This is a genomic window from Mesorhizobium sp. P2_E6 (genome assembly GCF_056403835.1).
On the sequence record NZ_JBFUEQ010000020.1, the window covers coordinates 29,743 to 52,985 of the forward strand.

A 23,243-nucleotide genomic window follows, 5' to 3' on the forward strand; every position below is an offset into this window, starting at 1 on the left:
AATGTCAGCCATCCAGATCGACCGCCATGTTGCAGACCTACGCGCCATCCTTGGCGACAATGGCGTGCTGACCGCCACCGACATGGCCGCTTATGAAGGCGGCGCCCGCTTCGATCAGGGAAAGTCAGCCTTCGTTGTTCGCCCGGCGACGACGCAAGAGGCTGCTGCCGCAATCTCCTATTGTGTGCGAGAGAGGGTCCATATCGTACCGCAGGCGGGAAACACCGGGGTGGTCGCGGCATCGACACCCGATGCCAGCGGCCGGCAGGCGGTTCTGAGCGTCGACCGGATGACCAGACAATTCGAACTCGACCTCGACAACCGATCCGTTCGTGCCGATGCAGGAATGCGGCTTTCAGAACTCAATGCGCGATTGGAACCACACGGACTGTTTTTCCCCATCGATCTCGGTGCCGATCCGCGGCTGGGCGGCATGCTAGCGACCAATACCGGAGGCGCACGCTTCCTGAGATTCGGCGATGTCCGAAAGAATACCCTTGGCATGACAGTCGTCCTGGCGGACGAACACGGAACTGTCCTCGACCTGAATTGCGACCTGCGCAAGAACAACACCGGTGTCGACTGGAAGCAATTGTTCATCGGCACGTCAGGTGCCTTCGGCCTGATCACGGAATGCGTTCTCAATCTGGAGAGGGTTCCCCGCCAGACGGCGGCAGCACTTTTGGTGCCAAAGGATCCGGCCAAGGTCATGCCGCTGCTCAATGCCATGGAAGCAAGGCTTGGCGCTTGCCTGACCGCCTTCGAAGGCATGTCGGGGAATGCGATCGCGGCGACTTTGGCCCATATCCCGTCCCTTAGGAACCCGTTCCAGGGCGGCGTGATACCCCATTATGTCATTCTGGCCGAGATCACGCGCAGTTGGGACCCACGTAAGGGCGAGCAGCCTCTCTCCGAGACACTGGAAAGCGTGCTCGCTGAGATCTGGGAAAGCGAGGATTGTCCGCTGGAAGATGCGATCATCGGGCCACCGCATGAGATCTGGTCACTGCGGCATGCGATTTCCGAAGGGGTCAAGCATCTGGGCAAGCTTGTCGCTTTTGATCTTTCGTTCCGCCGTGGCCAACTGATGGCGTTCTGCGAACGAATGGCGATCGACATCCCGCAGAAATTCCCAGACGTTTCCATCTGCGATTTCGGCCATATCGGCGATGGCGGTGTGCATTTCAATCTGGTTGCGTCGAAGGACGGCACCAGTGCCGCCGACAGCACATTCGAAAGACGCGTCCGCGACTGGGTGGTCGATATCGTCGTCAATGACTTCGGCGGCAGCTTCAGCGCCGAGCACGCAATCGGCCGCAAGAACCAAGCCTACTACGATGCCTACACACCCCAGAAACTCAAGGATCTCGCTTCCGCCCTCAAAGCCGTCACGTCTCCCTCCGGGATCGGCGTAGCGCGCTACCACGGAGCCCAACCAGCCTCTGAAGCCGCATCTTGAGAGATGGAACGGAAAAAGTCATGAACGGTGCCGAGAGCCTGGTCAGAACCTTGCTGGCGTGCGGGGTGAACACATGCTTCGCCAATCCGGGAACCAGCGAAATGCACTTCGTCGCGGCGCTGGACCGGATTGTCGGCATGCGCTGTGTGCTTGGCCTGTTCGAAGGCGTTGTGACGGGTGCTGCGGACGGCTATGCACGAATGACCGGCAAGCCAGCAGCAACCTTGCTGCATTGCGGCCCGGGCCTGGCAAACGGTCTCGCTAACCTTCACAACGCACGCCGCGCGAACACGCCAATCGTCAACCTGGTGGGCGATCAGGCGACCTATCACCGCCCGCTCGACGCACCGCTGACGGCCGATACCGAAGGCTGGTCGCGTCCGGTTTCGCGATGGGTCAGGACATCAGCGAGTTCGCGCACGGTAGGAGAAGATGCCGCGGCCGCCGTCGAAGCCTCGCTGCAGAGTCCGGGCGGCATAGCTACCCTCATATTGCCGTCGGATGTCTGCTGGAGTACCGGCGGCATTGTGGGGTCGTCCCGTCCCGTATCCAGCGCTCCGCAGGTGAGCCCCGACGCCGTGGTGACAGCGACGCGCCTGCTGCGGTCCGGCCGGCAGACGGCGATCATTCTTGGCGGCATGGCGCTTCGGGCGCCGCAGCTTGAACTCGCAAGCAGGATCGCCGCCGCAACCGGTGCGAGACTTTATGCGCCGGTTTCGAATGCCCGCATCGAACGCGGCGAAGGGCGATATCCGGTCACGCGACTGCCCTACTCCATAGACCAGGCCGTGAAGGTGCTATCGGACGTTTCAAACGTCATCCTGGTGGGCGCAACGCGTCCGGTGGCGTTCTTCGCCTACCCAGACAAACCTGCTTCGGCCGAGCCAAGGGATGCCGTCATACATGTCCTTGCCCGACCGGAACACGATCTGAACGACGCGCTTTTACGGCTTGCGGACGAACTGGGCGCTGCTGATCATGCGATCTCTCCAACCGCCAGGGAAAAGCCATCGCCCCCGACGGGAACGGTCATCTCGCAGGCGGTCGCACAAGTGCTGAGCGCCCTTCTACCCGAGCAAAGCGTCATCGTCGATGAGAGCGTCAGTTTCGGTCGCGATTTCTTTTCCGGCACAAAGGGTGCGGCCCAGCACGACTGGCTGCAGCTTACGGGCGGCGCAATCGGTGCAGGTATTCCTCTTGCCACGGGAGCGGCAATTGGCGCGCCCGGCCGACGGGTCGTGAGCCTGCAAGCGGACGGGTCCGCACTTTATTCCGCACAAGGATTGTGGACACAGGCACGCGAAGATCTGGACGTCACGACGATCATTCTTTCCAACCGCAAATACGCAATTCTCCTCGGCGAGTTTGCAAATGTCGGAGCCAATCCCGGGCGCGTCGCGGCGGACATGATGAGCCTGGAGAACCCGTCGATCCGCTGGATCGATCTGGCGAAGGGATACGGCGTCGAAGCAGCGCAGGCGGTGACGATGGGGCGTTTTGCGGATCTGGTGAAAATGTCATTTCGACGCACGGGACCATTCTTGATTGAACTTGTTATTCCCTGATTGCCGCAGGTATCCCACACCCTAGGCAGCTGAGTTGAGCGCATGGCTATCGGCGATTCAGCCGTGTCCTCGCCTTCAAGCCCGACACATCGACAGTCGCTCAATCGGGACTTCTCGCGTTGTGCTAGGCTATAGGCTGGCATATCCCAGGTTCAGGCTCTTATGCCCCGCTTGGCTGGCAGGTTCAGTCCCTGAAAAACTAGCCAAGGTCGGTAGGGCCACTAGCCACCCACCCGCTCACCCCGGAACCCGGCCGAGATGATTTGGTGCGCCGGTCTCTGCAACACTACTTCTGTGGGTTTGCGATGCGTGGGACCGGTATAGGCACGGCGGCGATCAGTTCACGCGTGTAGGCTTCGCGCGGTGATGACAGCACCGCGCGGCGTGCGCCGGCCTCGACGATGCGGCCGGCGCGCATGACGGCGACGTTGTGGCTCATGCGCTCGACCACGGCCATGTCGTGCGAGATGAACAGATAGGAGAGCCCGAGCGTCTCCTGCAGCTCCAGCATCAGGTCGAGCACGCGCGCCCGGACCGACACGTCGAGGGCCGCAACGCTTTCGTCGGCGACAATCAGCTTCGGCTCGAGTGCCAGCGCGCGGGCGATGCAGATGCGCTGGCGCTGGCCGCCGGAAAATTCATGCGGATAGCGCGTGGCATGATCGGCGGCGAGGCCGACGTGCTTCAGAAGCGAGGCCACACGCTCGTTGCGGTCGCCCTTGGCACCAATGCCATGGATGACGAGCGGTTCTGCGATGGCAGCGCCCACTGTCATGCGCGGATCGAGCGAGGCGTAGGGGTCCTGAAAGATCATCTGCGCGGCGCGGCGCACCGGCCGCATCGCGGCGGGGGAAAGGCCCTGGATGGCCGTGCCGCCGATGGTCACTGCACCCGTGAAAGGCACGAGGCCGAGCACGGCCTTGCCGGTGGTGGATTTGCCGGAACCGCTTTCACCGACGAGGCCGAGCGTCTGTCCCGGCATGATGTCGAAAGAGACGTCCTGCACCGCCGGCGCCTCGGCGGCGCGGCGACGGAAAAGGCTGGCGGAAGCGCCGTAATCGACGACGAGGTTCTTGACCGACAGCACCGGCGCGGCGCCCTCCGGCGCGGCTGGTCGGACGGTGGCGGTGACCCTCGGCGGCGCGTCGGTCGCGGCGTACGCGCCGAGGCGCGGCACGGCGGCGAGCAGCTCGCGCGTGTACTCGGCTTGCGGCCGCTCGAAGATGTCGAGCACCGGGCCTGCCTCGACGATGCGGCCGTCACGCATCACGGCCACCCGGTCGGCCATCTCGGCGACGACACCCATGTCGTGGGTAATCAGGATGATGGCGGTGCCGAACTCCCGCTTCAACTCGCGCATCAGTTTCAGGATCTGCGCCTGCACGGTCACGTCGAGCGCCGTCGTCGGCTCGTCGGCCAGCAGCACTTTCGGCCGGCAGGACAGCGCCATGGCGATCATGACGCGCTGGCGCATGCCGCCGGAGAGCTCGTGCGGATATTGCTTCATGCGCCGCGCCGGGTCGTTGATCTGGACGACGTCGAGCATGGCACGGGCGCGGCTTTCGATGCTGGCGCCTTCCGCGCCCTGATGGGTGCGGATCGCCTCGGTCAGCTGCGCGCCGATCGAGTGTACCGGATTGAGCGAGGTCATCGGCTCCTGGAAGATCATGGCGATCTCGCCGCCACGCACATCGCGCATGGCGCGCTCGGACAGGAGCGGCAGGCTCTGGCGATCGAGCCTGATGTCGCCGCCGGCGATGCGCAGCGAGGTGCGCGGCAACAGCCGCATGATCGAAAGCGCCGTCACCGACTTGCCCGAACCGGACTCACCGGCGATGCACAATGTCTCGCCCGGCGCCAGGGCAAAGCTGATGCCGTCGATGACGCGCCTCGCCCCTTCAGGCGTCAGCGCGTCCACTGACAATCTGTCGACGGTCAGGACGGCGTCCTGCTCTGGCCCGGAAGCATCCGCCATCAATTGAAGACGATTCTTGGGAAGTAGAACGAGACGACCCAGTTCGGCATGTCAACGATCTCGCTGATGCGCAGGTCGCCGCAAACCGAGCAGAGCATGTAGGCGTCGACCGGCTTCAGCCCATGCTCCGCGGCAAGCAGGTCGACCATGCGCATGACGCTTTCGCGCGCCGCGGTCATCAGGTCCGGCCCGATGCCGGTGGTGGCCTCGTAGCCGGCCGCGTCGAGATGGCGGGTCACCGGTCCCGGCGTGGTGAAGCGCGGGCTTTGCAGCCGCGCGTCCTTGACCAGCTCGATCGTCGCCTCGACATCCATACGGCTCTCGATGGCGGTGCCGCAGACCTCGCCGTCGCCTTGAGCGGCATGGGTGTCGCCGATCGAAAACAGCGCGCCCTCGACCTCGACCGGCAGATAGAGCGTGGTGCCAGCCGAAAGGTCGCGGATGTCGAGATTGCCGCCGACACGGCGCGGCGGCACGACCGAGTGGAGGCCGGGTTCGGCAGGCGCCACGCCGATCGTGCCGGCGAAGGGTTTTAGCGGTACGCGGCCACCAGGGCCAAAGAGTGCCGGCGTCATCGCGGCGGCGTCATATTTCCAGATGTGCAGCGCCGGCTCCTCGAACTGGTCGGCGAGCAGGCCGAAGCCTGGAATGTTGGCGGTCCAGCCGAGGCCCGACGGTTCGAAATGGCGCAGCGTGATCTTCAGCGCATCGCCGGGCTTGGCGCCCTCGACATAGACCGGTCCGGTCACCGGATTGACCTTGCCGAAATCCATCGTCCTGACGTCCGCGACCGTGGAGCTGGCGTTGAACTGCCCGCCTGAGGAATCGAGACATTCGAAATGGATTGTCGAGCCGGGCCTTGCCGTCTGCGCCGGCTCGAAGTCGCGGTTCCAGCCGAAATGATGGCTGGCGCGATGGATGGTGTAGTCGCACTTCACGCACATGGTTTTTTCTCGTTGTCTTGGGCAAGCCGCCCTCCCGTGCAGGCGGCATCATGGGACGGTCCCGGCGGCGAGCTGGATGCCTGCCGCCGCGAGATGAGAAGAGCCTATTTGTTCACGTAGATCGCTTCGTAATCGATGACGCGGGTGGGATCGATGTAGATCTCGTCCGGGCCGCCCATGCGCTTGGACTTGGCCACCACGCGGCGTTCGTTGAAGACCGGGATCCAGGGTGCTTCATTGGTCTGGATGTCGGTGAAGATCTGCGCCCAGGCCTTGTTGCGCTCCTCGGCCTTGGCCGGTACCGGCATGGCGTCAGCGGCCTGGCCGCGGGCGTCGATGTCCTTGTTGCAGTACCACGACCAGTTCCAGCCGCCGGCAACAGCGCTGCCGCAGCCCAGGATCGGCCCGTAGAAGTCGGACGGATCCGGGAAGTCGGCGATCCAGCCGAGGCCGCCGGACCAGACCATCGGCGCCTGCCCCTGCGTGCCGCCGGCGGCGATCACGTTCGGGTTCGCCACCGCCTTGATCTCGGCCTTGACGCCGATCGCCGCCAAATCCTGCTGGATCGCCTGGGTGATGCGTGGCTGCGGATCGGTGTTGGAGGTGTAGATCTGCGTCGAGAAGCCGTCCTTCAACCCGGCTTCGGCAAGCAGCGCCTTCGCCTTTTCGGGGTCGTAGGCATAGCCCTTGTAGTTCTGGTCATAGCCCGGCATCAGCGGCGGCAGCACCTGGCTGGCCGGCGTGGCGCGGCCGTTGATGATGCGCACGATGCGGTCCTTGTTGATGGCCATGTTGACGGCCTGCCGCACCTTGGCGTTGTCGAACGGCTTCACCTGCGTGTTCAAGGTGACATAGCTGGTCTCGAGCTGCTGGCGGTCGACGATCATGCCCTCGAACTCGGCCGACTTCTTCATCTCCAGATATTTCGCCGGCGGGATGCCGTCGCCGGCGATATCGACCTCGCCCTTCTGCAGGCGCAGCAGCGCCACCAGCGGCTCCTGGCCGACTTCGACGGTGAAGCTGTCGACATGCGGCCGGTCCTTGACGAAATAGTCGGGGTTCTTCTGGAAGACGAGGCGCTGGCCGATCGTCCATTCCTTCAGCGTGAAGGCGCCGGAGCCGACCGGGTGTTTGCCGAAATCGCCATTGGCGGCTTCCACGGCCTCCTTCGGCACGACGGAAGCGAAGTTCAGCGCCAGGACGTTGAGGAAGGTGGCGTCGGGCTGCGACAGGGTGAACTTGACCGTGTGGTCGTCGACCGCGGTAATGCCTTCCATCGTGTCGGCGGTGCCGGCGGTCATCTTGTCGGCGCCGACGATCGAGTGGAAGAAGCCGGCGCCGGGGCCTTGCGTCTTCGGGTTGACGGCGCGCTCGATCGACCACTTCACGTCCGCCGCCGTCACCTCGCGGCCGTTGGTGAACTTGACGCCCGGATGCAGTTTGAAAGTGTAGATCTTGCCGTCGTCGGAGACGTCGTAGCTGTCGGCAAGCGCCGGCCCGAGCTCCGTCGTGCCGGGCTTGTAGTCGACGAGGCGCGAGAACAGCGCGTTGATCATCGACCAGTTCTGCCAGTCGTAACCGACGGCCGGGTCAAGCGTGGCGATGTCGTCCTTATAGGTGACGATGATGTCGCCGCCGTTGGTCGGCGTGTCGGCGAAGGCAAGCTTGGCCGGCACCAGGGCGGAGGTGGCGAGCAAGGCCGCCAGGCCCATCCTTTTGGCGAATTTGTTCATTGAGTTCACTCCTCTGTTGGTTTTGTTGGTTATTGGCTGCGGATGCGCGGGTCGACGAAGGGCGCGATGAAGTCGGCGAGCAGATTGCCGAGCACGATGGCCAGCGCCGAAACCAGGGTGACGCCCATGATGATGGGCACGTCGACCTGCTGGATGGCCTGCCAGGCGAGCTGGCCGATACCGGGCCAGCCATAGACGGCCTCGACCACCACCACGCCGCTCATGAACTGGCCGATGTCGATGCCGACCATGGCGATGATCGGCAACAGCGCGTTGGGCAGCGCATGGCTGAGCACAACACGGCGGCCGCTGAGACCCTTGGCATGGGCGGTGCGCACATAATCCTGGCGCAGCACCTCGATCATGGCCGAGCGCACCATGCGCGCGTACCATCCGGCGCCGAGCACGCCGAGCGTGAGGGCCGGCAGCACCACATGCCGCGCGGTGCCGAAGCCGGACATCGGGAACCAGCCGAGCGTGGCGGCAAAGACGTATAAAAGCAGCAGCGCCACGACGAATTGCGGCGACGAGACGCCGACGAAGGACAGCATCATGATCGAACGGTCGACGAAGCCACCGCGCCAGACCGCCGCGATGATGCCGAAGGTCAAACCAAGCGCCACCTCGACGACGATGCCGGCGGCCATGAGCACCAGCGTCGCCGGCAAGCGCGCCAGGATCAGCGGCAGCACTTCGGTCTTCTGCGTGTAGGAGCGGCCGAGGTCGCCATGCAGCAAAGAGCCGACATAGTGCAGGAACTGCATGATCAAAGGCTGGTCGAGACCGAGCTCATGGCGGATCGCGGCCACCATCTGCGGCGTAGCTGAGCGGCCGGCGATCAGCACGGCGGGGTCGGCCGGCAGGTAGTAGAGCAGAAGGAAGGTGATGGCGGCGACGCCGAGCAGGATCAGCACGGCCTGGACAAGACGGCGGGCGAGGAAGACGGCCATCGTTACAGCCTCCCGCGCTGCGTCGGGTCGAGGATGTCGCGCAAGGCGTCGCCGATCAAATTGAACGACAAGGCGGTGGCGAGGATGATCGCGCCGGGGATGAACACCAGCCAGGGCGCATCCTGGAAATAGCTCTGGCTCTCGAAGATGATGTTGCCCCAGGAGGGGTGTGGCGGCTGCACGCCGATGCCGAGAAAGGACAAGGTCGCCTCGAGCAGCACCGTGGTGGCGATGCCGAGCGTGCCCCAGACGATCGCTGTCGGCATCAGATGCGGCAGGATGTGCAGGAAGATGATGCGGCCATTGCCGGCGCCGAGCGAACGTTCGGCGACGATGAAGTCGCGCTCCACCAGGCCGCGCGTTTCTGTGTAGACGATGCGGGCGACCTGCACCCAGTTGACCAGCGCGATGACCATGGCGACGATCCACAGGCTGGGCTTGAGCAACGCCGCGAGCGCGATGGCGAGCAGCAACGCCGGGAATGCCATCATCAGGTCGGTGAAGCGCATCAGCAAATTGCCGACGGTGCCGCGCAGATAGCCGGCGAGCAGCCCGACGAGAAGGCCGATCGCGACGGCGACGCCATTGGCGACGAGACCGATGATCAGCGACGTGCGGGCGCCGAACAGAACGCGCGAGAAGAGGTCGCGTCCAAGCGTGTCGGTACCGAACAAATGCTCGCCGCTGGGTGGCAGCGGTGCGCCTTCGAGCGACAGGCCGTCGGTGAGCTGGTTGTCCGGCGAGAAGTGCACGATCCAGGGCGCGAAGATCGCCGCCAGCAAAACGATGACGACCACGATCAGCCCGAACAGGGCGGAAGGCCGTCTGACAAGTTCGCGCAAAACCCGCATGCGGCGCCTACATCGCCCGCGGCACGGGCTCATGCCCGGCGACGATGGCCGCGGCGACATGCTCGACGGTGAGTCGGCGCTGCATGGCGAGGCGACAAAGGATGCGATAGGCGCCGTCCTCATCCGTACCCTGCGCGGCCATGATCGAGCGCATAGCGTCATGGACGATCGGCCTGAGCCGCAAGCGCTCCTCCAGGCCGGCAATGCGCGCCCGCACAGCGGTACGCTCGTGATGGGCATGTGTGGCAAGCACCAGCGCCGGATAGACCGAGGAGGCGACGACCGGCTTTGCCATGATCGCGCCGGCGCCCTTGGCCAGCGCCCAGGCGATGCGGCCCGGCGCTTCGGAGCCGAGGAGTGCCACCACCGGAACCGGTGCATCGTCGCCATTCCATGGCAACAGATCGTCCCACCCCTGATCGGCATCGACCAGGACGATATCGGCCGGCGTCTCGGCAAGATCGAGCGGCTTCCACTGCACCAGAACGGTGACGCCGAGACGTTCAAGCTGCCGCTTCAGGCGCTCGATGTTGTCGTCGGCGCGATGCAGGATCGCGGCGCGCCAGGAAACGAAATTGGGCGTGCGCGTCATTGCACCACCCTCAGATGCGGGGCGTGCTGGATGGGCAGCGTGCCGACGAGATAAGGGTCGGCGGCGATGGCGCCATGCGAGGCGATGATGTCGAAGCCGGAGCGCTCGTTGATGCGGCCCAGATGGAAGGGCAAGGCGGCGTGGTTGGTGCGCGGATCGATGGCCAGCGTGCCGAGCACAGTCTGCCGCGGCCGGGCATGCAGGAAGCCGCGCACGCTGGCAGGGTCGTCGCGGTCGGCCTCCGACACCGCCTCGGCGCAAAGTTTCACGGCGGCGTAGGCGCCGGCAAAGAAGCTGGAGACGCGACGCTCGGCGCCGAAGCGGGCGGCGACGCGTTGCTTGAAGCCGCGGTTCTCGAACGACGCCAGGCTTTCGAAATAGGAAGCCGTCGAGAGCTGGCCGATAGCCACGCCCGGCTCGATCTCGCCGAGCTCGCATTCGGTCAGGTCGCAGCTCAGCACCGGGCAGTGCTCCGGCGCGAAGGCGGGATCGTGCGCGGCGAGCTGCTTGACGGCGGCAAGGAAGGCATAGCTCGAAGGGCCGATCATGTTGTTCAGGATGAAGTCCGGCCTATGGCGCTCCAGGTCGGCGATGAGCAGGCCGACATCGGTCTCCTCGATCGGCAGGCAGCGCTCGCCCACCACCTCGCCGCCGGCGCGCATGAGAAGCTCGCGCGCCAGCCGGTTCATCTCCCAGCCCCAGACATAGTTGGCGCCGGCGAGATAGACGCGCTTGCCGTGGCGCGGCAGCATATAGTCGAACAGCGGGATCAGATGCTGGTTGGGACAGGCGCCGGTGTAGATGACGTTCTCGTTGGCCTCGAAACCTTCATAGGGGCAGATGTACCAGAGCAGCCCGTCATATTTCTCGACCAGCGGGATGACATCCTTGCGCGACAGCGAGGTGATGGTGCCGATCACATTGCGGCAGCCCTCGTCGCGCAGCATCGAACGGATCAGATCGAGGTAGCGCTCCGGCTGCCCGGCCGGATCGCCGAACACCGGCTCAATGCGCACGGGGCTGCCGGCCTTCTCCAGTTCCTCGATGGCGAATTCGGCGCCGGCGCGGCAGTCGCGCCCGATCGCCCCGTAGGGACCGGTGGTCGAATAAAGAATACCGACCCTGAACGTCTTCACCCGGACCTCAAAAAACAAAGGCCCCACACGCACCCCATGCTCGATGAGACGCGGCGGGGCCATGCTGCCCTTGTCCGGCCTTGCCGGACGCGATGTGTTACGCGGAAAAATGTGCGCTTGCGAAATAGAACACGAGCAGGCGCACACTTGTCAACGGCGACTTGCTCGAATGGAATAGCTTGGAGGTTAGCTCATTAGACGGTCGGCTCGACATGGAGCATGCAGGTCAGTCCACAGTCTGCATTTCGGCCGGGCTACCTAAGGCTGCCGGTTAGAATGCGAGCTGATCGACTGCCTACAATCCGGCAAGGGGAAATGCCCGATCCTGGCTTGATCACGACCTCCAAGTGGTCGCAAGCATTTCCGCTTTCGTGAAGCGTCGAGGCTGACCTCTACGACCGAGATGAGGCGCGAAGCAGTCGTTTGAGATGGTAGCCAGGAAAGGATTGTTACGGACTACCTGTCGCTCCAGTCTTGTTATGGCTTGTTCAAGGCATGCGACCAGGCGCCCACTTCCGAGCGACTCACGATCACACTACCCGCCTCGATTTCGCGCTGCATGCGCTGTCCCAAAGTTTCAATATCGACCTCAGCGGCCGTCGCAACTCCCCGGCTCTGGATTTCCGGCAGCATCGTGACAATAAGTTCGGCGGTCTGGTTTGACCATTCGAATCCGCCCTTGGTTCCCCCAACCACCGCCTCCATGTGCATTGAGGGCGCGGGCAATCCAGCCGCACGGAATGCCGCATCGAGCTTGATACCCATATTGGTCTCGATACCTTTGAGTTCGCAAAGCCAAAGTCCAATCACCCCGATCCATTGCTTGATGATCCCGCAAGCACAAACGGACATGCCGTTGCGGTCCCCGTTGTCTGATTCGATGTCGCCAGGATCGATGAATCGCTGGAACAAAACACCGGCTCGGACCGTGCCGCGGCGTTAAGTCCCCAGACGACGAGCAAAAGATGAACCGCCCATAGAGCCGGCGCGAGCAACGACGAGAGAACCGTTGCGGATCGCATAGCTAATTCCTCTCGTAGAAACTGTTAGGACGGTAGTGGCTTCCAACGCATCAGCCGCCTTTGACGTGACGCGAAGCCCCGATGGCCTAGGCATAGCTCGATCTCGTAACCGACCAATTCCGCTGGCCGCCAGGTCTGTTTCCAGCTTGTTTCGATCTCGATGCCACCCTTGGCGGAAGTATGCCCATCACGTAAAGCGTATGTCTTGCAGGAGCCCCCTATGTAGCCCCGCCCAGAGACCTTGCCTCGGCTTTGCTTGGCTTGGTCATCAAGCCGCAGTACCGACACTGATATGACTCTGGGGCTTCGCGCGCTCGCGGTGGGCACCACTTCGTCGGCTTATCATGTCGTCCCGTCAGATCTCTTTTGCAATTCAGCGACCTCATTTCAGTCAACGAAGCGCGTCCTGTCGGACCTGAGGACGACCTCAGCGAAGTCGGGCACTTCCAGACCCTGGCGGACCTGGGCCTCAAGAACCTGCTCGGCCGCCCTGACGGCGGCGAGCCGCGCCAGCACTGTCTTAGCTTCCAGGCGGGGCACTACGGCGACGCCATCGCGGTCGCCGACGAGTATGTCTCCCGGCGAGATAGTCACTCCTCCCAGCACCACCGGAAATCCGACAGTGCCTGGACCATTGCGCGCCGGCGAGTTCGCGATGACCCCAGCACAGTAGACCGGCAACCCGACCGCCTCGATTCCGACAATATCGCGAACGAGGCCATCCGTGATGAAGCCGGCGATCCCTTTGTTCCGCGCCATGCCGAGCACGAGATCCCCAGTGACTGCCGCGCCGGCAAAGCTGTCGGTGGCCGCAACAATGACATCGCCATTTATGGCGGCATCCAACGCCCCAAACAAAGCGAGATTGTCGGCGGGGCCGCAGTGACATGTCACGGCGACGCCGATCAGCGTAGCAGTACTTGGCGATAGGGGCTTGATTGCATGGTGCAAGGCCCCGCGCCCACCCATGGCGTCGACGACGTGGCTGACGGGCACGCCCGAAAAGGCATTGATGATTTCTGCTGCAGGCCGTTCGAAACGGCGCTTGATGGTGAGCAGCGGCGGGTCTTCAATCATGGTGGCGGCCTCGTAGCCTGAACGAACGAAAGACAGTCCGGCCCGAGGTCGCTCAGGCTCCGCGCCCCCATCAGTGCCATGACCCGGTCGATCTCTTTGCGATAGAGTTCGAGCACGTGTCGCACACCGTCCTCGCCGGCGACCGCGAGCCCCCATAACTGCGGCCGACCGATCAGACAGCAGGAGGCGCCGAGCGCTAACGCCTTGACGACGTCGGATCCTCGCCGGATGCCGCCGTCAATCAGCACCGGAATGCGTCCATCGACAGCGGCGACAACTGCCGGCAGCGCGTCCAGCGACGCGGCGGCGCCGTCGAGCTGGCGTCCGCCGTGATTGGACACGATGACGCCGTCGATACCGCGCGCCACGGCCTCGGTGGCTTCGACGGGATGCAGGATGCCCTTCAGCAACAACGCTCCGGGCCAAACGGTGCGCAGCCAGTCAACGTCCGCCCAGGAGAGCCCGGGGTCGAGCAGTGAGGCCATGCGGCCCGCCAGCGCGCCGACCGTCGCCGTCTCGCCGGGGCGCGCGTAATTGCCGAAGGTCATTTTCGGGAGTCGAGTGCGCATACGCAGCAGCCACACCGCCTTGGTGGCGGCGGCAAGCGTCCCGGCCACGCCGAAGCGCGGCGGGATAGCAAAACCGTTGCGGATGTCGCGTTCCCGGTTGCCGAGCATCTGATTGTCGATGGTAAGCACCAGCGCGTCGTATCCTGACGCCCTTGCACGATCCACCATTTCTCGGGTGAAGCCGCGATCGGTATAGACGAACACCTGCATCCACCGCGGAGCGGTCCCAGTGGCCGCTATGTCCTCCAGCGTGCACACCGAGCCGTGGCTGGCGCAGTAGAAGGTGCCAGCGGCCGCCGCGGCTCGGGCTGCCGCGCACTCACCGTCGGGCCAGAACAGACCGGCCAGGCCGGTTGGCGCGATCCCGAGCGGGATGGCAAGCTTCACTCCGAAGAGGTCAAGGGAAAGATCCCTTGTTGCCGCTCCATTGAGTGGTCGCGGCAGAAGGGCAACCTCGTTGAAAGCCTGCTCGTTCCGGCGCAGCGTTCGCTCATCCTCGGCGCCGCCGTCGGCGAAGTCGAACACCGGGCGCGGCAAAGTCCGCCGCGCGGCGTCGCGGACCGCGGCCACGCTGTACAGGCGCCTCAGCGCTGCCGGCGAAGCATGCGATGCCGCAACGGGGGCACCGCCGTTGACCAAAGGGGCTAGGTTCGAGAGAGTCGAGGAGCTACTCACGGCTTCTTACCGCCGATGCGACCGTGGTGCGTCGGTCCACCGCCTCCCGGAACACGCATGCAGCAGAGGGTGCCATCGAAGGAGGGGTCGCTGCCGGTCGCCAGCACGCCGGCATTTGTCACCCAAAGCATCTCGCCCGAGAAGACGCAGTTGGTCGTTGCCTTGCCGCAGATGAAGAAACCTTCCGCTGTGCCGTCCGGCCTGAGCACATGAATCCCGTTGGCGGCAATATCCGTTACATAAAGGCGGCCATCGGCACCGATCTTCAGCCCGTCGGGGATCGGGTTCGTCCCGGGCAAGCGGCCAAGGTCTTCGACGAAACCATCCGGACGCTGCCGCTTGACGCGCCCTGTATAGGACTCGCCCCAGACGATAGAGCCGTCGGCCTCGACCGCCACTCCATTCGGGAAGGTCGGTTCGTCGAAGCCGAGAACAAGGTACGCACTGCCATCGGGGTTGATGGCAAAGATGTAGCTGGGGTCGGGGTTCCTGGGTTTGTAAGTGCCAGGATCGCTGAAGATAAGCCGGCCATCAGCAGCAAATACTAGATCGTTTGGACCATTCAGCCGAATGCCCGCAACTTCGGTCAGCAGGATTTCCGGCTTTCCGCCTTCGGCAACTCGCTGGATCGATGGCTTTGTCATCTCCGCGGCCCGCCAAGGTCCGGTCGTGCCGCCGTTCTGGCAGACATAGAGCAAGCCATCCGATCCGAGAACGCAGGCATTGGGCGCTCCCGCAACATATGCGAACTGGCGAGCGGTTCCATCATGATCTATGGCCGTCAGCTGGCTGCGATAGCTTTCGACGATGACAACGCGTCCGTCAGGGAGCACCGTCGGGCCCTCGGGCCAGCCGAGGCCGGTCGCGACAACCTCGACCGCCAGCTTTTCAACCTCGTTCATCGTGCGATCTCCAGACCGGCAACCTATCAAGATTTGTCGGGTACAATCCAGCCTGGCGATCTGGCAGGCAGTCGGACCCGGCGACTCGAAAGACAGTTCCCCGGACGTGCGGCTTGACGGAGCCCCACAAGCCAACCCCTACTCCCGCCGCCGACAAAGCCGGGAGGGGGCCACCAGCGCCAATAGAGCGGGGTCTCGCCGGCAGGACAGGGATTATACGAACACGGTCGAAGTGGAGAAGGTTGGTTCCCAGTGCCTTTCCCTCTACCACCTTCAAAGTCCAAACAATTCTCTGCTCCGCTGGCAGGCGCTCTGAAGCCCAGCGTTTGCAGGGTGTGTGGCCAAAAGCTGGGGAGTGCCACAGCGCCCTGAGCGTGCAAATTGCTCTCTGAATGCCCATTATTCTCCTAAGCTGTGGAGTAAGCCCCAAAAATCCCCAGGTTTTGACGACAGGAATATCAATGCTTTAGCATCAGCCTTGCTGCGGGCAGTTTTGCGGTTCGCTCGCCTGGCCAAGAAGACCACAACTATTCCATCGCTCCCTAGGTCCGGTTTGCGCTACATCGCCAAGCCACTGCTCGGACGTTGCGTCTTGGCCGGAACCGGAATGGCGGCTTTCCGGCTTCGCAACGAAGATATCGGACGTTCGACCTGCCGGGTCGGGGTCGTGAGCCCAAACAGTCATTTGTTTCCACTCACGCCCAATGGTAGCTGATCCAGCCACTGTCGAGGCTGCGTCCCAATGTCTTTCTGCGCAAATAAGCAGCTGTTCGTGGGTGGATACCGATTTCTGTGGGTTTGATCTGGAGCAAGTCGCTTCATACCCGCGCCCGCTACCATTTCGTTCGAGTTTGCCGTCAGTGGAGGAGTCCAATCTGGACCGAGCCTGCCATGAAGTCTCTGCGCGTCGTTGTTCGCCACCATGGCGGACCTGAAGTTCTGGAGATTGCGGAGGAAGAGGCCCCCCATCCGGCATCAGGTGAGCTGCGGGTGCGAACAATCGCCGCCGGCGTCTCCTTCGCAGAGCTATTGATGCGGGAGGGGATTCATCCGGAAAAGACGACCCTGCCATTCACGCCAGGATGGGACATCGTAGGCATCGTGGACGAGGCCGGAGAGGGAGCGTCCCGAGCGATGGTTGGTAGAATGGTTGCGGCGCTGCCCATTCATGGTGGCTACGCCCAGTTCATCTGCCTGCCGGAAGCTGAACTCACTCCGGTTCCAACTGGTGTTGATCCCGCCGAGGCAGTTAGCCTCGTGCTGAACTACGTTACGGCCTATCAGATGATGCATCGCCTTGGGCATGCCTCAGCGGGACAACGGGTCCTTATTCATGGCGCGGCCGGCGGAGTGGGCACGGCCCTGCTGCAACTTGGCCGCCTGGCAGGTCTGGAGATGTATGGAACCGCATCTCTTTCAGCTCATCAGATCGTATCAGATCTCGGGGCCACGCCGATCGACTACGAGCGGGCCGACTTCGTCAACGAGATCCATCGCCTGACAAACGACGGCGTGGATGTCGTCTTCGACGGGGTCGGCGAAGCCAATGTCTGGCGTTCGTTTCGGGCTCTAAGGCCTGGTGGCCGCGTCATAGCCTATGGCTTCACTTCATTTCTGCAGAAGGGCCAACTGGCAGGGGGGTTGCGTTATCGTCTTCGCGGGATATTGCGACCTGCGTGGTACGCGGTCCGCGCTTTCGTTTCACCAGGCCGACGACGCATACTCCCTTACAGCATACAATATTTGAAACGGTGGAAGCTCGCTTGGTTCCGCGAAGATCTCGGCGCCTTACTCGAGCTGCTTCGCGACGCGAAGATCAAGCCGTTGGTGGCTGAGCGGATGCCCTTGACCGAGGCTCGTCGCGCCCAGGAGCTGCTCGGTCAGGGAGGCGTCAAGGGCAAGCTCGTGCTGATCTGCAATTCGCTTGCCTCCCGAGAAGGATTGCCGAGCTAGAGCAGAGCCTTTGAAACGTGAAGGGCCGCCTCCGGCGTCGGCCTTGATCGTTTCAACGACTGCTTCACGGCGCAATCACGACGTCCGCTAACCTCAGAGACCAAAAAATCGCTACCGCGCCTACTCATTCCTCCAAATCCTGCAGCGATAGCATGGCGGAGGACTTCTTCGCCTCGCAAGTGCCTCATCGTGGCGATAAGCCCGGCTTGACACATTGCGGCCCGCCGGCTGATCGAAGCGCGCGAGTTCGAAGTTCGAAGAGCGATAAAGTCAGCGAGCGTCGCGGGTCCCGAGCCTAGGCCAGTCCATCAGTCTCGCTCTCCTCATCAAAGGCATCGGCACCCAGCCGGCCCGCAATGACCAACCAATCTCGCACGATTGTTTGCAACACTTCAGGCCGCGAAAGCTTCAACTGCGCCGCCAACAAGTCGACCGCCTCGTCAACCTCGGCTTCCAAGGCAAGGCCCGAGGTGTTCCTCAGCCGCAGGGCTGCATTCATCAACATGACTTTCAGGTCCGCGCGAGACATCCGAAATATGTGCAGCAGCAACCTCGAGTTTCTCGGCGAACGCTCGGTGGGTCATGGGTCCAACCTAGTTGTGAAAGCTATTGAGATCGACCTCTCCGCGAAAACAGCTCGGCAGTAATTTCGTCTCTGTCCCCACCATGCCTGGCGATCAAAGCCAGCGCTTCCTGGCGACCAATGTTGCCGAGCTTCATGAGGTACGGAACCTCAAACGTTCTCTTGTTGAAGCGCCATTCTGGCACGCGCCGTGGTGCTGCCTTTCGCGCTGTTGTTCCATCTTGACGCATCATTGACTCCTCATCCTGATGTGATGGTGGAGACGCAAATTCCGTGCCTCTTGGGCGGCAGTTCGACCGGCGGCAGGGAGGCACAATAAAGGACGCGCCTCCTTCAGGACCCGCTCTTCGCAGCTGGGCGACGCTAATTTCGATCCGGCACTGAGCAGTCACGCCGGTCAGTTTGATTTGGCGCAAGGACGGCGGGTAACTCCGCGAGCAGGATGACGGCCGGGGTGTAGCGCTTCCGCTGCCGTCCCGAAGGAGATTGCCATGAAAACCATATCGACGAGGGCAGCGCTCGGACTTGCTGCCGCAATGCTCATGGCTGACGGTGCTGGCGCCGTCCGGGCTGCTTCCTTGTCGAAATCTCAATGTGGGACAAGGGCGCGGGTATGGAGATGCCGATGGGGCTCGCCTATGCGACGCCAGGACTCGATATCACCAAGGCGACCATGGGCATCAAGGCTTCGCCGGGCACGGTGAAGGCCGGAGAGGTCACATTCAAAGTGATCAACGACTCCAAGGATACGGTTCATGAAATGATCGTGATGTACCTTGCAGAACCCGGCAAGCCGCTTCCTTATCTTGAGGCCGAGAACCGGGTCGACGAAGACAAGGCTGGCGACAAGGGCGAGGTGTCGGAACTCGATCCGGGCAAATCAGGCACATTGACCGTCGAACTGAAGGCAGGAAAATACCTTCTTATCTGCAACGTGCCTGGTCACTATGGGGCCGGCATGTGGGCCGAATTCACGGTTCATCCATAGGAGGGGACCGGGCTTCGCAAACGTTTCGGCAATCTGGAGGTTTTGAAGGGCATCTCCCTTGAGGCCAGGGAGGGAGACGTGGTCTCGATCCTTGGTTCTTCCGGATCGGGAAAGTCGACGATGTTGCGCTGCATCAACATGCTGGAAATTCCGGATGAAGGGCGCATAGAGGTCGGGGGCGAAACAATCCTGCTTGAGAAAAAGGGCGGGAAGACGCGGCCGGCCGACATGCGGCAGCTCCAGGGGATACGCGCACGCGTCGGCATGGTGTTTCAAGGGTTCAATCTGTGGTCTCACATGACTATCCTCGAGAACCTCATCGAAGCACCCATCCACGTCCAGAAACGTCCTCGCGCGGAATGCATTGAGGAGGCGGAGGCGATGCTGGCCAAGGTGGGTATTGCCGACAAGCGCAACCACTATCCGGCGCACTTGTCCGGCGGCCAGCAGCAACGAGCGGCGATCGCACGGGCGCTTACCCAGCGGCCCAAAGTCATGCTGTTCGACGAGCCGACCTCGGCGCTCGATCCCGAACTTGTCGGCGAGGTCCTGCGCGTCATGCGCGCGCTTGCCGAAGAAGGCAGGACGATGCTCGTGGTAACCCACGAGATGGGTTTCGCCAGAGATGTCTCCAGCAAGGTCGTATTCCTGCACAAGGGCCTGGTCGAGGAAGAAGGACCGCCAGGCGAGCTCTTTACTGCCAGCCGATCGGACCGCTTCCGTCAGTTTCTGGTCGGTAGCAACGGCCAGGGCCACAGCTAGGTCAGTCGTGCTCGGGTCGTGCGCTGTGTCGCCAGAAGCTGGCTCGTTTCGCTGCCGCTATGCGAGCTATGAGCCGGATGCGCCGGAGCACGGCATCGGGCCCCAGCGGCCATTGGTGGTATGGATGGTCGAGACTTCGGGGAAGCCGCCCAGCACCCGGACCACGCGGGTGCCGGTGGGCACCCGGGAGGTGGTGCCCACCAGCGTCCTGGCCGCCGCCGCCACGAGGCCAGGATGGGGATCAACATTGGAATGAGTTTCGACCGAGGCATACACGGCTGCTCCGACTGAGAAGCGAAGCGTCCACAGTACTTCCGATGGAGGTAGGTCCTGCACATGATTGATCTCCGTTTCCGCACTCGTAGCTGCGCCGCTTGTACGAGGGCCGTTCTGAGACCGGTCAAGAAACGGGTTCAGGAACGCGCTTGCAACGACAACAGAGCGGTTTTACGGCGCCCGAGGACAACCGCCATGCCGACGATGACCACGACGCATGTCGCGCCGAGCAGCATGGCGGAGACGGCCGCGGATTCGGGGCTTGTGTTGAAGCGGATCCCCTCCCACAACTTTCTCGGCAGTGTCTTCACCGACAGGTCGCTGAGGAAGATCGAAGCCACCGATTCATCGAATGAGAGAAGCATCGCAAGCAGAGCGCCGACGGCCAGGCCCGGAAGCAGCAGTGGGAAGATGATGGTGCGAAAGATGCGCCACGGATTGGCCCCGAGGCTCGCAGCGGCGAGCGACAGCCAGGGGTCAATGGAACTGTGTGTCGCCGATGCGACGAGATAGACCACGGGAAAGACCAGAACCGTATGAGCGATGATGATGCCTGCCTCGGTATCAACGAGCCCGACGCGCGCGAAGGCGAGATAGGCCCCCAGCGCGAAGACGACGGCCGGCACGCTCAAGGGCGCCAGTACCAGGGCTTCGGCAGCACCCTGAAACCGGAAATGGCGACCGAAACCGAGTACTGTGAGAATGGCCAGGACGAGGCTTAGAACACAAGTGACAGCGCCGATGCGAAGACTGGTCAGCGCCGCCGCAATCCATTCCGGGCTGCCGAGGATCTTCTCGAACCATCGCATCGAATAACCGGGAGGCGGAAAGATAAGCACGTCCGCCGAACTGAACGACACCGGGAAGAGCACGACCAGTGGAAGAAGAATGAAGACAGATATTGCGCAGAGATAGGCCGGTTCGACAAACCGCGCGCTGAAGTGCCAAAACGCCGGAATGTGGAAACGCGAGGTTGGCAAGGCTACCGACTTGCGAAGAAGCGCCTTATCCGCCTGCACTGCCCCCTGTTGCGGCATGGCGGGCGGCAATGAGCCCGGACGCTGCCACCGCGAGAAGTATCGCGCCACCGCGGAGAGCGCCATGACGACAATCGTCGCCGTCGCGGCAAGCGTAATGCCGAGTGCTGCGGCGAAAGCCCAGTCAGCCCCAGTCTCGATTTCCGACTGGATCACTTGTGCAAGCATCTGCTGGCGCTGGTTACCGAGGAAGGCAGGCGCAATGAAGCTCGCCATGGTGAATAGAAAAATGATGGTGACACCGGACTGGATGCCGCGGATTGCAAGCGGGACAACCATGCCCAGCCAGGCGCGCAGTGGGTTGGCGCCGAGCGTATGAGCAGCCAGAAGAATGCGCCCGTCGATGCGCCGCAGGACACTGACGAGGGCAAAGACCATCATGGGAATGGAGGAGTGCACCAGGGCTAGAACGACCGCCGGCTCGCTGAAGAGAAGGGGGAGCGGCTCCGAAATCAGCCCGAGGCCGAGAAGCGTCGCGTTGACAAGGCCACGCTGTCCGAGGATCGCCAACCAGGCGAAAGTCCGCACCAGCACGCTGGTCAAGAAGGGAACCAGCACCAATAGACCGAGAAGAAGGCCCTTCACTCCGCTCGCCCGGCTCAAGAGCCACGCCAAGGGAAACGAGACGACGAGCGTTATCGCAGTTGCTTCCAGACTGATGCGCACCGTCGTTGCGATGATCTGCGGGTACGGATTCCCAAAAATCCGCAGGAAACGCCCGACGGCATCACCGCCGAACGCCTCTGGCACGATATTCAGGAGCGGGAGAGCGAAAGCGAGGAGGAGCAGAAGGAACGCTGGAGCGAGCAGGAACACGCTCCACCAATTGATCAACCCGTTCCGCCTCATTTTCATTTGCTCCTGTCGACGTGCCGTCACTGCATGATGTAGGTGGACCAGCGGGCCTTCACAGACTCGTAGTTGTCGTGCCACCATTCTGAATCGAGGACTGCGCCAAGCTTCGCGTTGTCCGGATTGCTCGGCAGGTTCTTGGCGACGGCTGGGTCGAGGAGCTTCAGCGCATCGACATTGGTCGGGCCGTAGGGGATCTGCCGGGTCAGTTCCGCCTGCTGCTCGGGCTGGATGGCGAAGTTGATGAACTTCATCGCCTCGGCTGCATGCGGAGCGCCCTTCATCACGGCCCAGAATTCTGTATCCGACAGCGAGGCGTCCCAACTATAAGCCCAGTTGGCGCCTGCTTTGATGGCGTCGTTAACTCGGCCATTCGCGATGTAAGCCAAGTCGATCTCGCCCTGCTGGATGAGAGCCTGCTGATCTGAGGCACCCTTGTAGCCAACGATCTGATCCTTGACCCGATCGATAACCTTGAAGGCGCGATCCACATCCAGGGGGTAGAGATCAGTGGGCTTTACGCCGTCACCCATCAGAGCGAACTCGAGGGAGTAGGTCGGGTCCGACGGCATCACGCGGCGGGCTTTTACCGCAGGGTCGAAGAACTGAGCTGCGGTCACGCCGTTCGGGAACTTCTCCTTGCTCCACGCGAGATTCGTACCGAACTTGATATAGCCGACACCGTACTGCTTGCGAAACTCGGCCGGGATGCCGTCGGCCTTTATGACAGAATAGTCGAGTGGTTCGAGAAGCCCGTCTTTCACCTCGTTCACAAAAGCGGGGCTCTCGGCGGAGACGACGTCCCAGCTGATGTTGCCGCTCTGCTCCATCGCCTTGACCTTGGGATAGCCGGTGCCGGTGGTGCCGGTAACTTTGGCACCCGTGGCTTTGGCGTATGGCTCGAAGAAAGCCTTTGTCTGCGCGTCCTGGAACGCCCCGCCGTAGGAAGCGATAACGACCTCCGCCGGATCCGCTGCAGGCGCCGACTGCGCAAACAAGAAGACGCTGGCCGCGGCGAGCAAGCCGGCTGAGATACCAATATGCGGTCTGTTTGTTGTCATGGGTTCACCCTCCTTAATATCCGCTTCAGGGAGATCCTTCAGCCGGAAGAACAGCGACGGATGCCGGCATCCATCGCGCGATGACGGGTTTGCCGGGAGCCAGGTGTCCGGCCGCATCATCTCCACGCGTGATGCTGGCGAGCAGGGACTGCCCGTCGGAAAGTTCCAGCGCCACGCGCCAGCCGGCGCCGAGGTAGGTGACATCGCGGATCGTCGCGGGAACACCAAAGGCACTGTCTGATACGATTTGGGGTGCGGAGCGGACGGAGACGTTCTCCGGC

21 protein-coding genes are annotated in these 23,243 nt (G+C 62.8%); 5 read left to right on the forward strand and 16 right to left on the reverse strand.

The window, feature by feature from the left end:
• Window position 1 precedes the first annotated feature (1 nt).
• Together AC1D08_RS32200 and AC1D08_RS32205 are read left to right on the forward strand one after the other, a co-directional pair.
• Window positions 2-1,459 (forward strand): FAD-binding oxidoreductase, encoded by a 1,458-nt coding sequence (locus AC1D08_RS32200; protein ID WP_477228928.1) that lies wholly within the window; start codon window positions 2-4, stop codon window positions 1,457-1,459.
• A gap of 20 nt (window positions 1,460-1,479) precedes the next feature.
• Window positions 1,480-3,024: an acetolactate synthase large subunit gene (locus tag AC1D08_RS32205; RefSeq protein WP_477228927.1), complete on the forward strand. Its 1,545-nt coding sequence runs from the start codon at window positions 1,480-1,482 to the stop codon at window positions 3,022-3,024.
• Window positions 3,025-3,310: 286 nt separating this feature from the next.
• Here the strand turns inward: AC1D08_RS32205 and AC1D08_RS32210 are convergent, their stop codons facing one another.
• The 11 genes from AC1D08_RS32210 to AC1D08_RS32260 all read right to left on the reverse strand — a co-directional run bounded on the left by AC1D08_RS32210 (window position 3,311) and on the right by AC1D08_RS32260 (window position 15,450).
• The gene (locus tag AC1D08_RS32210; RefSeq protein ID WP_457152770.1) at window positions 3,311-4,999 is read right to left on the reverse strand and encodes an ABC transporter ATP-binding protein; all 1,689 of its coding nucleotides are present in this window, start codon (window positions 4,997-4,999) and stop codon (window positions 3,311-3,313) included.
• The gene (locus tag AC1D08_RS32215; protein ID WP_457152771.1) at window positions 4,999-5,943 is read right to left on the reverse strand and encodes an acetamidase/formamidase family protein; all 945 of its coding nucleotides are present in this window, start codon (window positions 5,941-5,943) and stop codon (window positions 4,999-5,001) included. The genes AC1D08_RS32210 and AC1D08_RS32215 overlap by 1 nt, the downstream gene beginning before the upstream one ends.
• Before the next feature lie 104 nt (window positions 5,944-6,047).
• Entirely contained in the window at window positions 6,048-7,676 is a 1,629-nt protein-coding gene (locus AC1D08_RS32220) for an ABC transporter substrate-binding protein (protein WP_457152772.1), read from the reverse strand.
• A 29-nt stretch (window positions 7,677-7,705) separates the two neighbouring features.
• The gene (locus AC1D08_RS32225) at window positions 7,706-8,626 is read right to left on the reverse strand and encodes an ABC transporter permease (RefSeq protein WP_095088311.1); all 921 of its coding nucleotides are present in this window, start codon (window positions 8,624-8,626) and stop codon (window positions 7,706-7,708) included.
• Window positions 8,627-8,628: 2 nt separating this feature from the next.
• Entirely contained in the window at window positions 8,629-9,477 is an 849-nt protein-coding gene (locus tag AC1D08_RS32230; protein WP_477425035.1) for an ABC transporter permease, read from the reverse strand.
• Window positions 9,478-9,484: 7 nt separating this feature from the next.
• Entirely contained in the window at window positions 9,485-10,069 is a 585-nt protein-coding gene (locus AC1D08_RS32235) for an ANTAR domain-containing response regulator (protein WP_477228923.1), read from the reverse strand.
• On the reverse strand, window positions 10,066-11,205 hold the full coding sequence (locus AC1D08_RS32240) for a transporter substrate-binding protein (protein ID WP_457152775.1): 1,140 nt from the start codon (window positions 11,203-11,205) through the stop codon (window positions 10,066-10,068). Before AC1D08_RS32240 ends, AC1D08_RS32235 begins: the two co-directional genes overlap by 4 nt.
• A gap of 477 nt (window positions 11,206-11,682) precedes the next feature.
• Window positions 11,683-12,117: a hypothetical protein gene (locus tag AC1D08_RS32245; RefSeq protein WP_477425037.1), complete on the reverse strand. Its 435-nt coding sequence runs from the start codon at window positions 12,115-12,117 to the stop codon at window positions 11,683-11,685.
• Between the two features lie 497 nt (window positions 12,118-12,614).
• The gene (locus AC1D08_RS32250; protein ID WP_457155337.1) at window positions 12,615-13,304 is read right to left on the reverse strand and encodes an RraA family protein; all 690 of its coding nucleotides are present in this window, start codon (window positions 13,302-13,304) and stop codon (window positions 12,615-12,617) included.
• On the reverse strand, window positions 13,301-14,443 hold the full coding sequence (locus tag AC1D08_RS32255) for an alpha-hydroxy acid oxidase (RefSeq protein ID WP_477425039.1): 1,143 nt from the start codon (window positions 14,441-14,443) through the stop codon (window positions 13,301-13,303). The genes AC1D08_RS32250 and AC1D08_RS32255 overlap by 4 nt, the downstream gene beginning before the upstream one ends.
• A 101-nt stretch (window positions 14,444-14,544) precedes the next feature.
• Entirely contained in the window at window positions 14,545-15,450 is a 906-nt protein-coding gene (locus tag AC1D08_RS32260; protein WP_477228919.1) for an SMP-30/gluconolactonase/LRE family protein, read from the reverse strand.
• An 891-nt stretch (window positions 15,451-16,341) separates the two neighbouring features.
• Between AC1D08_RS32260 and AC1D08_RS32265 the strand changes: the two genes are divergently transcribed.
• Window positions 16,342-17,403 (forward strand): medium chain dehydrogenase/reductase family protein, encoded by a 1,062-nt coding sequence (locus AC1D08_RS32265; protein ID WP_477228918.1) that lies wholly within the window; start codon window positions 16,342-16,344, stop codon window positions 17,401-17,403.
• A 295-nt stretch (window positions 17,404-17,698) separates the two neighbouring features.
• Here the strand turns inward: AC1D08_RS32265 and AC1D08_RS32270 are convergent, their stop codons facing one another.
• The gene (locus AC1D08_RS32270) at window positions 17,699-17,953 is read right to left on the reverse strand and encodes a hypothetical protein (protein ID WP_457155919.1); all 255 of its coding nucleotides are present in this window, start codon (window positions 17,951-17,953) and stop codon (window positions 17,699-17,701) included.
• 625 nt (window positions 17,954-18,578) lie between these two features.
• Here AC1D08_RS32270 and AC1D08_RS32275 point away from each other — a divergent pair.
• Both AC1D08_RS32275 and AC1D08_RS32280 read left to right on the forward strand, forming a co-directional pair.
• Window positions 18,579-18,974, forward strand: a complete 396-nt coding sequence (locus tag AC1D08_RS32275) for a sulfocyanin-like copper-binding protein (RefSeq protein WP_457154945.1) — start codon at window positions 18,579-18,581, stop codon at window positions 18,972-18,974.
• A gap of 33 nt (window positions 18,975-19,007) precedes the next feature.
• Window positions 19,008-19,736 carry an ABC transporter ATP-binding protein gene (locus AC1D08_RS32280; protein WP_477228945.1) on the forward strand — a complete coding sequence of 243 codons (729 nt, stop codon included), beginning with the start codon at window positions 19,008-19,010 and terminating at the stop codon, window positions 19,734-19,736.
• 66 nt (window positions 19,737-19,802) lie between these two features.
• On the opposite strand, the gene AC1D08_RS32285 is transcribed toward AC1D08_RS32280, so the two are convergent.
• The 4 genes from AC1D08_RS32285 to AC1D08_RS32300 form a co-directional block, all read right to left on the reverse strand.
• On the reverse strand, window positions 19,803-20,072 hold the full coding sequence (locus AC1D08_RS32285) for a hypothetical protein (RefSeq protein ID WP_477228915.1): 270 nt from the start codon (window positions 20,070-20,072) through the stop codon (window positions 19,803-19,805).
• A 77-nt stretch (window positions 20,073-20,149) separates the two neighbouring features.
• The gene (locus AC1D08_RS32290; RefSeq protein ID WP_477345990.1) at window positions 20,150-21,985 is read right to left on the reverse strand and encodes an ABC transporter permease subunit; all 1,836 of its coding nucleotides are present in this window, start codon (window positions 21,983-21,985) and stop codon (window positions 20,150-20,152) included.
• Window positions 21,925-22,962 (reverse strand): ABC transporter substrate-binding protein, encoded by a 1,038-nt coding sequence (locus AC1D08_RS32295; RefSeq protein ID WP_457153836.1) that lies wholly within the window; start codon window positions 22,960-22,962, stop codon window positions 21,925-21,927. Before AC1D08_RS32295 ends, AC1D08_RS32290 begins: the two co-directional genes overlap by 61 nt.
• Before the next feature lie 25 nt (window positions 22,963-22,987).
• On the reverse strand, window positions 22,988-23,243 hold a 256-nt coding region (locus tag AC1D08_RS32300), incomplete at its 5' end, for a TOBE domain-containing protein (protein ID WP_477425042.1).